General features: G+C 61.4%; 14 protein-coding genes. 6 read left to right on the top strand and 8 right to left on the bottom strand.

From position 1 onward, the window contains the following. Nucleotides 1–8: 8 nt before the first annotated feature. From B9A19_RS08240 to gluQRS, 4 genes are all read right to left on the bottom strand, one after another. Nucleotides 9–632, bottom strand: a complete 624-nt coding sequence (locus B9A19_RS08240; protein ID WP_084090311.1) for a phosphoribosylanthranilate isomerase — start codon at nt 630–632, stop codon at nt 9–11. Next, nucleotides 632–1,417 carry a tRNA pseudouridine(38-40) synthase TruA gene (gene truA / locus B9A19_RS08235; RefSeq protein WP_084090310.1) on the bottom strand — a complete coding sequence of 262 codons (786 nt, stop codon included), beginning with the start codon at nt 1,415–1,417 and terminating at the stop codon, nt 632–634. Before truA ends, B9A19_RS08240 begins: the two co-directional genes overlap by 1 nt. Nucleotides 1,418–1,591: 174 nt before the next feature. After that, on the bottom strand, nt 1,592–4,291 hold the full coding sequence (locus B9A19_RS08230; RefSeq protein WP_176216849.1) for a motility hub landmark protein FimV: 2,700 nt from the start codon (nt 4,289–4,291) through the stop codon (nt 1,592–1,594). A gap of 303 nt (nt 4,292–4,594) precedes the next feature. Beyond that, on the bottom strand, nt 4,595–5,539 hold the full coding sequence (gluQRS, locus tag B9A19_RS08225) for a tRNA glutamyl-Q(34) synthetase GluQRS (protein ID WP_084090308.1): 945 nt from the start codon (nt 5,537–5,539) through the stop codon (nt 4,595–4,597). Nucleotides 5,540–5,606: 67 nt separating this feature from the next. Here gluQRS and fdxA point away from each other — a divergent pair, with 67 nt between their 5' ends. The 6 genes from fdxA to B9A19_RS08195 all read left to right on the top strand — a co-directional run bounded on the left by fdxA (nt 5,607) and on the right by B9A19_RS08195 (nt 9,431). Continuing rightward, nucleotides 5,607–5,930: a ferredoxin FdxA gene (fdxA, locus tag B9A19_RS08220; protein WP_084090307.1), complete on the top strand. Its 324-nt coding sequence runs from the start codon at nt 5,607–5,609 to the stop codon at nt 5,928–5,930. 174 nt (nt 5,931–6,104) lie between these two features. Continuing rightward, a complete protein-coding gene (gene rpsF / locus B9A19_RS08215) occupies nt 6,105–6,467 on the top strand; it encodes a 30S ribosomal protein S6 (protein WP_084090306.1) in 363 nt (120 codons plus the stop codon). Next, nucleotides 6,468–6,770, top strand: a complete 303-nt coding sequence (gene priB, locus B9A19_RS08210) for a primosomal replication protein N (protein WP_217807013.1) — start codon at nt 6,468–6,470, stop codon at nt 6,768–6,770. Between the two features lie 8 nt (nt 6,771–6,778). Further along, nucleotides 6,779–7,006, top strand: a complete 228-nt coding sequence (gene rpsR / locus B9A19_RS08205) for a 30S ribosomal protein S18 (RefSeq protein ID WP_084090305.1) — start codon at nt 6,779–6,781, stop codon at nt 7,004–7,006. Between the two features lie 15 nt (nt 7,007–7,021). After that, a complete protein-coding gene (gene rplI, locus B9A19_RS08200; RefSeq protein ID WP_084090304.1) occupies nt 7,022–7,471 on the top strand; it encodes a 50S ribosomal protein L9 in 450 nt (149 codons plus the stop codon). A gap of 136 nt (nt 7,472–7,607) precedes the next feature. Continuing rightward, a complete protein-coding gene (locus B9A19_RS08195; RefSeq protein ID WP_084090303.1) occupies nt 7,608–9,431 on the top strand; it encodes a GGDEF domain-containing protein in 1,824 nt (607 codons plus the stop codon). Nucleotides 9,432–9,462: 31 nt separating this feature from the next. On the opposite strand, the gene rfaE1 is transcribed toward B9A19_RS08195, so the two are convergent. Genes rfaE1 through lapB form a run of 4 tightly spaced genes read right to left on the bottom strand, consistent with a single transcriptional unit; the run spans nt 9,463 to nt 13,613 of the window. Beyond that, a complete protein-coding gene (rfaE1, locus tag B9A19_RS08190; protein WP_084090302.1) occupies nt 9,463–10,407 on the bottom strand; it encodes a D-glycero-beta-D-manno-heptose-7-phosphate kinase in 945 nt (314 codons plus the stop codon). A 10-nt stretch (nt 10,408–10,417) separates the two neighbouring features. Then, the gene (locus B9A19_RS08185) at nt 10,418–11,734 is read right to left on the bottom strand and encodes a UDP-glucose dehydrogenase family protein (RefSeq protein ID WP_084090301.1); all 1,317 of its coding nucleotides are present in this window, start codon (nt 11,732–11,734) and stop codon (nt 10,418–10,420) included. Next, entirely contained in the window at nt 11,731–12,426 is a 696-nt protein-coding gene (pyrF, locus tag B9A19_RS08180) for an orotidine-5'-phosphate decarboxylase (RefSeq protein WP_139798735.1), read from the bottom strand. Before pyrF ends, B9A19_RS08185 begins: the two co-directional genes overlap by 4 nt. Then, nucleotides 12,426–13,613, bottom strand: a complete 1,188-nt coding sequence (gene lapB, locus B9A19_RS08175) for a lipopolysaccharide assembly protein LapB (protein ID WP_084090299.1) — start codon at nt 13,611–13,613, stop codon at nt 12,426–12,428. Before lapB ends, pyrF begins: the two co-directional genes overlap by 1 nt. Nucleotides 13,614–13,624 lie beyond the last annotated feature (11 nt).

Here is a 13,624-nt window from a genome sequence, read left to right as displayed (position 1 = left end):
TTGGCAGACTATGTGTTTGCGGCAGCAACGGCCTGGATGAAGGACTGGATACGCACCCTGTCCTTCACGCCACGACTGGCTTCAACGCCGCTGGATACATCAACCGCCCACGGCCGCAACTGGCGCACCGCATCGGTTACATTCTCCGGGTGCAGCCCGCCGGACAGAATCAACGGCAGCGGCAAATCCCGGGGCAACAGGGACCAATCAAACGCTTCACCGGTACCGCCCGGCGTGCCATCCACGAAGGCATCGACCAGCACACCTCTCGCATCGGCATAGCGCGTGCAATATTCTACCAAATTTGTATCGGGTTTTACCCGCACCGCCTTGATATAAGGGCGGCCAAACTGACGGCAGTAGTCCGGCGACTCGTCGCCATGGAATTGCAGCAGGTCTATCCCCGTCTGCGCGATCACCTCGCGCACGAAGGCGGCATCGGCGTCGACAAACAAGCCGACACTGCTCACGAAGGCCGGCAGCGCTGCAACAATCTGCGCCGCAACAGCGGTTTCGACATGACGCGGGCTGGGCGGATAGAACACCAGGCCGATGGCATCGGCACCGGCTTCGGCGGTAAAACGTGCGGTTTGCGCGTCGCGCAGGCCGCAAATCTTGATACGCGGGTTCATCAAATCAGTCCGTAACGGGGTTCCGGCTCGGTGGACAAGCCAAACTCAGCCGGATAGCTTACACCAGCAAGGTAGAGTCCGTCCGGCATGAATGTCGGTGGCGCCACGCTGCGGTTCTGTGCCGCCACCAATCCGGCCATCCATTCCGGCGCTTCGTTGCCCCTGGCAACGTGCAGCAAGGCGCCCATCAGATTGCGCACCATGTGGTGCAAAAAGGCGTCCGCAGAGAAATCGAAATAGATCATCTGCCCGTCAACGCGCATGTCCAGACGGCTCAGCGTTTTGACCGGCGATTTGGCCTGGCATTCGGCAGCACGGAAGCTGGAGAAATCATGCGTGCCCAGCAAATGCGGAATGGCAGCGCGCAGCGCATCCAGATCAAGCTGTTGATGCGCCCACCCGACCCGGCCGGCCAGCAAGCCCGGACGTACCGGATGATTGAGCAGCAGATAGCGATAGTGGCGCGCCGTCGCGACAAAGCGCGAATGGAAATGCTCGGGCACCTCGCGCGCCCACAATACGGCCACACCCTCGGGCAAAAAGCTGTTCACGCCGCGCACCCACGCCGTCAGTGAGCGATTGGCATCGGTATCGAAGTGAACGATCTGCCGGCTGGCATGCACGCCGGCATCCGTGCGGCCGGCCGCATGCGCGCGAACCGGGGCGCCGGCCATCTGCGACAACGCCCGTTCCAGCGCACCCTGCACCGTGACGCGATCAGGCTGAACCTGCCAGCCACTGAACGCGCGGCCATCATATTCAAGCGCCAATGCATAGCGCGTCATAAGGTCTTTCCAGTCAAAGCAGGCGGCATCCTTGCAACAAGGCCGTCATCTTACAGCCTCGCCCCGCCGCACCCAAGCCCTTGCCGCACCGGCCGGGCGCAAAAAAACAAATGGCGTGCCTTGCATCTGCAAGCGCACGCCATTTGTCGCAGCCGTCACGCAGCCGCGCGCTGATTACAGTGTATCGAGCAAGCCGTGTGCTTCCGCCTGCTGGCCAGCATTACCCTCGCTGATGGCCTCTTGCAGGATTTCGCGTGCGCCTTCCACGTCACCCATGTCGATATAGGCCTTGGCCAGATCGATCTTGGTCTGCACCGGATCATCGCCGGCAAAGTCGGCATGTTCATCAGCCGGCACAGCCACGGCGCTGACTTCCACTTCTTCTGCACCCAGGTCGAGATTGATGTCGTCCAGATTCAGGTCGGCCATCGCATCGGCAGCCGGCGCAGGCACAGCAGCTTCCACAGCCTCTTCACCCAGTGCGAAGTCAAAATCAAGACCCAGATCGGATGCAGCCTCCTCCGCAGCAGCCACCGGCTCGCTGGCCACCAGGGCTTCCGGTTCGGCCGCAGGTGCCGGCGCCGGAGCCGGGGCGGTTTCAGCCATCAAGTCATCCAGCGAGAAGTCGAGATCATCGCCCAGCTCTTCGGCAGTCTCCATCGGGGCGGTATCGGCAAAATCAGGCACCGACAGCAGCTCGGCCGGCTCTTCCGTCGTGGCGACCGCGTCAAGCGCAGAGGCTGCGGCAGTGGTTTCCGGCAGCACCAGATGATCCAGATCGAAGCCGAGATCATCGGCTTCAGCAACCGACTCCGGCTCGACCGGTGTTGGCGCCGGCGGTTGCGACATGCCCAGATCAAACACATCTGCCGGCGATGCCGGTGTCGGTGCAGGCTCTTCTTCAAACGGCGCGCCCAGATCGAAATCCAGCTCTTGCGATGCGGCTGCAGCAGCCACGGCAGCCGTGCTTACTGCAGCGGTCGCGGCAAAGCCGCCACCCGACTCGGTCTCATCCTTGCGCTTGTACAGCGGATTTTCCGGGTCGATATTGCGCCCCATGAATGCAGCCTGCTCCCACACCGGGCCCTGGCCGTTCAGCTGGGCATACAGGTCGGAAGCGACTTCTTCAAATGCGGTCTTGTCCTTGCGTGCCGAATAGATTTCCAACAGCTTCAGACGGACTTCGTGGCGGTTCGGATCCTTGGACAGCGCGTCACGCAGGATTTCCTCGGCCTGCGCGTCGCGGCCATAGGCCATGTAGACCTCGGCCTCGGCAATCGGGTCGACTTCATCAGTGTCGATGGTGCCCAAGCCCTGGCGACTGAAGTCGGTGAGGAAGGAGTTTTCGGTCGGCTGGGTGCTGATCACTGCGCCACCGGTATTGCCCAGCACGGTATTCGGCTTCAGGTCACCGCCGGTAATGATGCTGTCGGCAAAGTTGCCCGGACGGCTGCGACGGCGCCACCAGAACAGACCGCCTACGGCGGCCAGAACCACCGCCAAGCCACCACCGCCCAGTGCGACCGGATTTTCCAGCAAGGAATCCATAAAGGACTCTTCCTGCACCGGTGCAGGCGCCTGCTTGGCATGCTTGCGCGCTGGCGCACTGGCCACGGCAGACGCAGATGCAACGGCAGATGCCGCTTCAGCAGTACCCGACGCAACTGCCGAGGCAGCTGCTACTTCAGTGACGGCAGAAGCCTTTTCGGCCGAGGCAGCAGTCGGCGCAACGGTAGGTGCAACCGTCGGCTCCGGCGCCTTGGTCGGTGCCGGTGCGCTCGCAGCGCCCTTGCCCTTCACCGACAGGGCCTTTTCCATGTCATTGACGTTTTTCTGCAGCTGGCCAACGCGCGAATTGGCTTCGTCCAGCGCCTTCTGGCGGGCGGCGGCCTCTTCTTCCATCGCCTGCACCTTACCCTGCGCCGGAGAGGTGCCCTTCTTGCCCTTGGTATCGCCCTTGGACAGCTTCAGCACGTCCTTGCCCGATTCGTTCTGGCTGGCGCCCTTGTCTTCAACCTTGGCGGTAATCTTGCCGGACGACGACGGCTTCTCGCCGGTATCCACCGGCGCTTGCTTGCTGGCAGTATCGGCCAGCTTGCTGCGATAACCCTTCCAGTTTTCCGACTGGACACGGATTTCCTGCGCGGCTTCGGACTTGGTCACCGCGGCAATCTGTTCGCGATCCGGCACATTCAGGATCTTGCCGCGCTTGAGGCGGTTCATGTTGCCGTCAAACGCATCCGGATTGGCCTTGTACAGGCTGACCAGCACTTGTTCCAGATTCACGCCTTCCGGCTTGACCTTGTTGGCAATCGACGACAGCGTGTCGCCCGATTTGACGGTATAGCTGCCAGCGGCCTCGTCGCTCGGCGCGGCCGGCGCACTTGCTTCGGTCTTGTCCGACTTGGCCTCGCCAGCCGGAGCGGCAGCCTTGGCATGATGCCCCTTGCGCGTGGACTTGGGCGGCTTGATGGCGCTGGAGACACGTGTGCCCGGCAAGGCCTCGGTGGCGCTGCGCTCGCCCGACTGCGCGCTTGCAGACTGGCCGCCGTAACCGACCGGATCAAGCAGCGCGGTATATTCACGCTGGATACGGCCATTGGCCCAGTTCAGATCGACCAGCAGGTCGAGGAACGGCTCACCGACCACCTGCGAGGAGGTCACCAGCACATAGTACTGACCGCCGGCACGCTTCTCGATATTGAAACGCAGCCCCAGCGACGATGGCGGATAAGGGATCTGCGCATTGGAAAACGCCTCGGGCGAAGCCAGGCTGACCGCCAGCGAATCCGCTTCCGCGGCTTGCACGGAGACCAGATCAATCTCGGCCCGGAACGGCTGGCCCAGCCCGGAGATCACATTCAGACGCCCCAACCCGGCCGCATGAGCAGACCAGGAGCTCGCCAGCAACAAGGCAAGCGCGCAAGCTTTTAATTTCGACTGGATTGGCACGGTACTCCCCCACAAGGCATATACAGCAACACGCAGACAGCTTCTTTTACTATCGGCTGGCAACATAACATCACCTTACACATGCGCGCAAGGCAATGCCAATCTCAAACGCAATCAGTTGCAGATATAGCAAATGTTGATTCAAGGCGAAAAGCACTATTTGCGGAAATCAACGATAAAAGCGGACGTTGCCGCACGCTATTTCCACAGCTAATAGTTGCGCAATCAGAAGGACTTGATCGGTATCGACCGCTGCCGTGGCACCCGGGCCAGCGCCCAATGCGCATGCGCCCATTGCCAAATATCGGCCAGGTTTGATTTGCGCAACGCCGGCGGCGGATTCTGCCCCAGATAATCGAGCGCCAGCCAAAGATTGGAAACAGCACCATCGGCTTGCAGCGCGGGCGCCAATGTCTGCTTGCTCAGTTTCTCGCCAGCTTGATTGACGAGGACCGGAATATGCACGTAACCCGGGGTCGGTAATCCGAGCAATCGCTGCAAATGAATTTGGCGCGGGGTTGAATCAAGCAGATCGGCGCCCCGCACAACATGATTCACGCCCTGCAACGCATCATCGACCACCACGGCCAGTTGATAGGCAAACAACCCATCGGCACGCTGCAATACAAAATCACCCACCACCTCGGCCAATACCTGTTGCTGCAGGCCCTGCACCCCATCCGCAAACGAGATCAATTGTTCGTCCACCCGCACGCGCAGCGCGCGCGCCTCTCGCCCCGGTGGCAAGCCATTGCGGCAGGTGCCGGGATAAACCGGGCCATCCACCCCGGCATGCGCCAGTTGTGCCACTTCCCTGCGAGTGCAGCAGCAAGGGTAAAGGCGGCCGGATTGCTGCAGCTGCACCAATGCGGCCTTATATAGATCACTGCGCTCGCTCTGCACCGCCAGCTCGCCATCCCAGACAAAGCCGTGCTGCAACAGACTGTCGACGATGCGTTGTGCCGCACCTGGCATCACGCGCGGCGGATCAAGGTCTTCCATGCGCAACAGCCAGCGCCCACCACGGCTACGCGCCTCCAGGCAACTCGCAAGCGCAGCCAGCAGCGACCCCAGGTGCAAGTCACCCGTCGGACTGGGGGCAAAACGGCCACAATAAGGCTGTTGCGGCTCGGGCAGATCGATTTTCGGCACAGGGAGTGACTCAAGCATGGTTTACTGCGGACGAGCTTTGATAGAATGAGCAATTGTCGCCAGAACAAAGAGAAAAGGAAACGCCATGACTTACGTCGTCACCGACGCCTGTGTGAAATGCAAGTACACCGACTGCGTGGATGTATGCCCGGTCGATTGCTTTCATGAAGGCCCCAACTTTCTGGTCATCGACCCCGACGAGTGCATCGACTGCACGCTGTGCGTGGCCGAATGCCCGGTAGAGGCCATCTACGCCGAAGACGACGTGCCGGCAGACATGCAGCAGTACATCCCGCTCAATGCCGAGCTGGCCCAGCTGTGGCCGGTCATCGTCGAGAAAAAAGACCCGCTGCCGGACCACGAAGAGTGGGCAGGCGTGCAAGGCAAGTTCGACCAGGTCGAACGCTGACCCCCTCCGTCCACCTGGCGAGCGCTGCGGCACATCGCGGAACGCAAGCCCGGGAATGGACGGACGGCAAAACGGCTGCTTGAGAAGGCGGCCGTTTTTGTTATATAATCAGCCCTTTCGTCCCTTGCCTGACCGTGGTCGCACTCGGCAGGCTTTAAACCACAAGGAAAACTCATGCGACACTATGAGATCGTTTTCATTGTGCACCCGGATCAAAGCGAGCAAGTGCCCGCCATGATCGAGCGCTACAAGACCCTGATCGCGGCCGGTAACGGCCAGATTCATCGCCTGGAAGACTGGGGCCGCCGTCAACTGGCTTACCCGATCCAGAAGATCCACAAAGCACACTACGTGCTGATGAACGTCGAAATCGGCCAGACCACTCTGGACGAACTCGAGCACGCCTTCAAGTTCAACGACGCCGTTCTGCGCCATCTGACCATCAAGATGGAACACGCAGTGACCGAAGCGTCGCCGATGATGAAGGAAGAAAAGTCGCGCTCGCTGACCAGCGAACAAGGCCAAGCTGCTGCTTAATTGGATCGCAATCGAGTTGAATTGACCGGCAGGCTGGCAGAAATGTCGGCATTGCGGCACACCCCGGCAGGAACGCCGATCGTGATGTGTGTAATCGCACATCAATCACTGCAAACCGAAAATGGCAGCAATCGCAAGGTTGTGGCCGAAGTCGAAGCAAAAGCGATCGGAAAAACCGCACAGGCAATTAGCCTGCTGCAGCCGGGACAAGCGCTGCAGCTGTCCGGTTTTATCGCCAGTGCCAATCTGAAACAGCCCCGGCGACTCGTTTTGCATATCGATGAATTTGAATTACTGAATTGAGGTCTACCATGTCCCGCAATCTGTTCAAGCGCAGAAAGTTCTGCCGCTTCAGCGCCGAAGGCATCAAGGAAATCGACTACAAGGACACCGCGATCCTGAAGGATTTCATTGCTGAAAACGGCAAGATCATCCCGGCCCGCATCACCGGCACCAAGGCACGCTATCAGCGTCAGCTGTCGGCCGCCATCAAGCGCGCCCGTTTCCTGGCCCTGCTGCCGTACACCGACCTGCACTAAGCCGAGGAGAGAACCATGCAAATCATTCTGCTCGAAAAAGTAGGCAACCTGGGTCAACTGGGTGATGTGGTCAAGGTCAAGGACGGCTTCGCCCGTAACTTCCTGATCCCGCAAGGCAAGGCCAAGCGCGCGACCGATGCCAACCTGAAGGAATTCGAAGCTCGCCGCGCCGAGCTGGAAGCCCGCCAGGCCGACATCCTCGCCAACGCACAAGCCCGCGCTGAAAAGCTGGTTGACGCTACTGTCACCATCGCTCAGAAAGCCGGTGTTGACGGCCGTCTGTTCGGCTCGATCACAACTGCAGACATCGCTGCAGCCGTGACCGCGACCGGCATCGAAGTCAGCAAGTCGGAAGTGCGTCTGCCGGAAGGCCCGCTGAAGACCATCGGCGAATTCGAAGTCGCCCTGGGTCTGCATCACGACGTGACCGCACAAGTGAAGGTGATCGTGGTTGGCGAGCAATAAGCCGCATCACGCGCATCAGCACTGACAAAGGGGCATCTTCGGATGCCCTTTTTGTTTTTCACCGCCGATACCGCTACATCTGCATGGCAGCCCGGCAGCATCTTATAATGGGAATCTGCCCACGCCAACCATCGCCATGCGCAAGCTCACCAAGCCCACCGAAATTGCCCGCGAGACCCTCAAGGAGCTGACCCAGCAACGCCTTGAGCCCAGCCCGGACCATTATGCAGAGGTGTATCACACCATTGCCGGCACGCCGGAAGAACAGCGCCTGCCACCCGTGGTCCTGCAGATCGAACAAGCACTGGGCGCCCTGCCACGCCAGTCGCCCGAGCTCAAACGCACGCTGGACCAACTGCGCAAGGCAGCGCGCAGCGGCGACTGGCCCGCCATACCGGCACTGATCATCAAGTACATTGAGCTGCAGGGCGGCCAGGCCGGGCTGACCCAATCCTGGGCAGACCTGGTACGCAACCTCATCAAACAATGGGATTTACGCAATCCCGCTTATTCGCACAGCAAAAAGTCCGAAACACTGGAGCGCGTACTCATCCACTTCGGCAATGATCCCGAGCAGCTGAACGACAAACTCTCCGGACTGATACGCAGCTGGGGGGAAACCAGCACGGAAAGCACCGTTGCCGAGGAAACCGGCACTACCGCATCGCAGACTGCAGCCGGCAGCGGCATCTCGTTCACCAGTACCCAGCCCCTGCCAGCCTATTCGCCCGCCTCCGCAGACAGCAGCTGGCAACAGGGTCTGGCGCAGGCCATGACACTGGGGCTGGCGCCACGGCTCAGGCACTACCCTGAACTGGCCGACGAAGCCAGCCAGATCGGCAGCGAGGCGCTGGCAGCCACGCTGGATGCGGACGTACAGAAATTCAACGCCCGGCTGCGCAAGTTCTGGCTCAAGCTTGAATTGCTCAATGACCAGGAGCAGCGCCTGTGCGACGGGCTGCTCAATCTGCTGCGCCTGCTCACCGACAATATGAGCGAGCTGGTGGTCGAGGACGACATGCTGCACGGCCAGATCGCCGTGGTACAGCACATCATGTCGCAGCCGCTCGACATGCGGCTGATTTACGATGCCGAAGCCGGCCTCAAGGAAGTGATTTACAAGCAGAGCATGCTCAAGCGCAGCCTGCTTGAGGCGCAGGACGCGCTCAAGTCCATGATCGCCAGCTTCATCGACCGCTTGGGCAGTCTGTCCGACAGCACCGATCAATACCAGGGGCGCATTGCCGGCTATGCCGAACAGCTGCAGCAGGCCAATGACCTGGGCGATATCCGCCATGTGATGGCGTCGCTGCTGCAAGACACCCGCTCCATGCAGCTCGACGTACAGCGCAACCGCGATGAAATGCGCGAGGCCCGCGCCAAGGTGGACCAGGCACAGGAGAAAATCGCCCAGCTGGAAAACGAGCTGCGCGAAATCAGCGAGAAGATCCGCGTCGACCAACTGACCGGCGCACTGAACCGGCGCGGCATGGAAGAAGCGTATGACACCGAGACCGCCCGCGCACTGCGAAGTGGCAAGCCGCTATCGCTGGCACTGCTGGATATCGACAATTTCAAGCAACTGAATGACAGCCGTGGTCATGCTGCAGGCGACGCCGCCCTCACCCATCTGGTGGCCGTCATCAAGGATTTGCTGCGCCCCACCGACGTGGTCGCCCGCTACGGCGGAGAAGAGTTCGTGCTACTGCTACCCGAAACGCGCATCGAAGAGGCAGTGCCGACACTACAGCGTCTGCAGCGCGAGCTGACCCGGCGCTTTTTCATGCACAACAACGAGAAAGTACTGATCACCTTCAGCGCCGGCGTGACCGAAGTCGAGATGGGCGAACACCGCGCCCATGTGCTGGAGCGTGCCGATGCAGCCATGTATCGCGCCAAGAAAGGCGGCAAGAACCTGGTGGTGGTGGCCGAGCCGAGCGACAACGCCGGCCCAGCCTGATACCGGCCAGCAGCAACGCCGCCGGCGCGCATCACACCTGCTCGATGAACAACTCTTCCGGGTGCACCACGGCCGTACCCAGCTTGCCGACCACTACGCCTGCAGCGCGGTTGGACCAGTTCATTGCCGCCGGCAAATCCAGCCCGGCCGCCAGCATCAGCCCCAGCGTGCCGATCACCGTATCGCCGGCACCGGAGACATCGAACACCTCTTGCGCCACCGTCGGCTGATGCGCCACGCCTTGCGCCCGGAACAGGGTCATGCCCTCCTCGCTGCGCGTCACCAGCAGCGCCTGCAGGTCGAGCTGCTCACGCAGCGCCTGCGCACGCACAGTGAAGTCGGCTTCGTCGCGCCAGCTGCCCGCCACCTGGCGGAATTCGCTGCGGTTGGGTGTCAGCAGCGTGGCGCTGCGGTACGGCGCGTAATCATCGCCCTTGGGGTCCACCAGCACCGGCTTGCCGGCATGCCGTGCCGCCGCAATCATCTCGCGCACGTGCAGCAGGCCACCCTTGCCGTAGTCGGACAGAATGACTACATCCACCCGAGCCAGAAGGTTGCGGAACTCGTCCAGCTTGCTAGCAAGGACGTCGTGGCTGGGGGTCTCTTCAAAATCAATGCGCAGCAATTGCTGCTGGCGTGCCAGCACGCGCAGCTTCACCGTGGTGGCAATCTGTGGATCGCGATACAGCGTGGTCGTTACGCGCTCGGTCTGCAGCAGTTTTTCCAGACTGCTTCCGGCCTCGTCATCACCGATCACGGCCAGCAGATGCGCCTGCCCGCCCAGCGCGGCGATATTGCGCGCCACATTGGCAGCCCCACCGGCACGTTCGTCCGTCTTGCGGATGCGCGCCACCGGCACCGGCGCCTCGGGCGAGATGCGCTCGACATCGCCAAACCAGTAGCGATCAAGCATTACGTCGCCCACCACCAGCACGCGAGCGCCGGCAACCGCCTTGCGCAGTTCAGCCAGATTCATGCCTTACCTCTCAGCGACGGCCAATCGCGTCGTATTCCAGCCCGTGCTGGCGCACAAAGGCCGGCTCGTACAGATTGCGGCCATCCAGAATGAGCGGAGTCTTCAGCTTGGCCTTGACCACCTCGAAATCCGGCACCTGGAATTGCTTCCACTCGGTCACGATCAGCAGTGCATCCGCACCTTCCAGCGCGTTGATCGGGTCTGTCGCATAGGTGATGCGCTCACCCAGATGACGGCGCGCCTCGGTCATGGCAACCGGATCAAATGCCACCACGCTGGCCCCATGCGCCAGCAAAGCCTCGATCAACACCAGGCTGGGCGCCTCGCGCATGTCGTCGGTGCGCGGCTTGAATGCCAGCCCCCACACGGCAAAGCGTTTGCCGCTCAGGTCGTCGCCAAAGCGGCTGATCAGCTTGTGCAGCAGCACCTGCTTTTGCCCCTCGTTGACGGATTCGACCGCGTTCAGCACCTTGAGCTGCATGCCGTTCTCGACCGCGGTCTGCTGCAGCGCCTGCACATCCTTGGGGAAGCACGAACCGCCATAGCCACAACCCGGATACAGGAAATGGTAGCCAATGCGCGGGTCAGAGCCGATGCCGCGGCGCACGTGCTCGACGTCCGCACCCAGCTTCTCGGCCAGGTTGGCGATTTCGTTCATGAACGAGATACGCGTGGCCAGCATGGCATTGGCCGCATACTTGGTCAGCTCGGCAGAGCGGATATCCATCACCAGCGTGCGGTCATGGTTGCGCTGAAACGGGTGGTAGATGGCCTTCATCACGTGGATAGCGCGTTCGTCCTCGGCGCCGATCACGATGCGATCCGGGCGCATGAAGTCCTCGACCGCCGCCCCCTCCTTCAGGAATTCGGGGTTGGACGCCACGCTGAATTCCAGCTTCACGCCACGCGCCGCCAGCTCCTCGGCAATTGCTTCCTTGACCTTCTCCGCCGTGCCGACCGGCACCGTGGATTTATCCACCACCACCTTGTAGTCGGTCATCAAGCGACCGATATTGCGCGCTGCGGCCAGCACGTACTTGAGGTCGGCCGAGCCATCCTCGTCCGGCGGCGTACCCACGGCAATGAACTGTACGGTGCCATGCTGCACCGACTCGGCCACATCGGTGGTAAAGCGCAAACGCCCTGCCGCCACATTGCTGGCCACAATGGTATCGAGACCCGGCTCGTAAATCGGGATGCCACCCGCCTTGAGCAAGTCGATTTTCTTGCTGTCGAGGTCCAGGCAGACCACATCGTTGCCATACTCGGCGAGGCAGGCGCCAGTCACCAGGCCAACATAGCCGGTGCCAATCACGGTGATTTTCATGCAGCTTCCAGACTTTGATTGATGGTTTGCAGGGTAGCGAGCGGATCGGCACTTTGCGTGATCGGGCGACCAATCACCAGATAGTCGCTGCCGGCAGCAATGGCCGCCTGCGGCGTCATCACGCGGCTCTGGTCATCCAGCGCGGCATCGGCCGGGCGGATACCCGGGGTGACCAGCTTGAAATCACGCCCGCATGCGGCCTTGAGCATGGCGGCCTCTTGCGCCGAACACACCACGCCATCCAGGCCGCAGTCGCGCGTCAGGCGCGCCAGACGTTCCACCTGCACCGCCGGCTCCGGCAGGCCGATTTCGGCCAGTTGCGCGGCATCCATGCTGGTCAGCACCGTTACGGCGATCAGCAATGGTCGTTGCGGCAAGCCCTCGAGTACATCGCGGGTGGTTTCCATCATCTTGCGCCCGCCCGAGGCATGCACATTGACCATCCATACCCCCAGGCCGGCAGCCATCTTGCATGCCTGTGCCACGGTATTGGGAATGTCATGGAATTTCAGGTCAAGGAATACATCGAAACCGCGCGCAATCAGCGCCTCGACCAGTTGCGGGCCGGCAACGGTAAACAGTTCCTTGCCGACTTTCAGCCGGCACTGGTCGGGTGTGACGCGGGCGGCGAAAGCCAAGGCCGAAGCGGCATCGGGATAATCGAGCGCAACGACGATACGGGGATCGGACATCAATAACTTTCCGTTTGGTGTAGACGATTCTTGCGGCCGCGCACCGGGGCAAAAACTTCCCATTCGGTGCAGGCCGGGCAATGCCAGAAATACTGCTTGGCCTTGAAGCCGCAGTGATTGCAGAAATACATGGACTGCTCGCGCGTGGTGTCGTTGAGCAGCTTGACGATGATCTCCAGCTCGACTTTCTGATCGTCCGGCGCCACCAGCATGTGTGCCTCCAGCACCTTGCGCAGGCTGGGCATGGTGGGATGGGTTTTCATGCGCTCACGCACGAAGGCATAGGCGGCATCCAGGCCCTGTTGCGCCAGAATGCGCTCGTAGGCCAGATCAAGGACATCCAGTTCGGGGTATTGCTGCAGCAGACGCAGCAGCAAGGTCAGACCCTGCTCGTGCTGCTCCAGCGCATCATAGGCATTCAGCAGCGCACGCGCGGCCAGCGCGAGGTAGAGCGGGTCCTGGTTTTCCAGCAACAGCCATTGCTCAATGGCGCCCTGCTTGTCGCCGGCGGCATCGGCGATATCGGCCAGCAACAGACGCGCCCGGGCGCATTGGCGGTTGGCCTCCAGCGCTTGCTGCAGATAGGCACGCGCCTCATCGGTATGCGAACGGGTGTGCGCCTGCACGGCAAGTTCACAGTAGAACTGCGCAATCTCGTGCTGATAGTTGTGGCTATCGTCACGCAGTTGCCGCGCAGTCTCGATCGCCTTGTGCCAATCCTTTTCCTGCTGGTACACGGCCAGTAGCTCGGTGCGCGCCTGGCGCGCGTAATCGGTATTTGCCAGCTCGGTCAGGATGGCCTCGGCACGATCAAACAGTCCGGCCTTCATGAAATCCTGCGCCAGCTCGAACTGCGCCTGCTGGCGCTGCGTATCGGCCAGATCACGGCGCGCAAGCAGCTTCTGGTGCATGCGGATGGCGCGCTCCAGCTCGCCACGACGGCGAAAAAGGTGGCCCAGCGTGAATTGCAGCTCAACCGTTTCCGCGTGATGCCTGGCGATATCGACATAGACCTCGACCGCGCGATTGGTCTCGCCGTTCAACAGGAAATTAAGGCCCTTGAAGTACGAGGCCGGCAGTGAGCGCGTTTCCGACAGCACATGCTTGATATCGACACGCGCCGCCAGCCAGCCCAGGCCGAAGAAAATCGGAAAGGCGATCAGCCACCAGAATTGGGTATCAGGCATGGGTTGCCCTG

Source organism: Andreprevotia lacus DSM 23236 (genome assembly GCF_900176275.1).
Taxonomy (GTDB): Bacteria; Pseudomonadota; Gammaproteobacteria; order Burkholderiales; family Chitinibacteraceae; genus Andreprevotia; species Andreprevotia lacus.
Note: the sequence above shows the minus strand (reverse complement) of the source record. Positions and strands in the feature narration are given on the sequence as shown.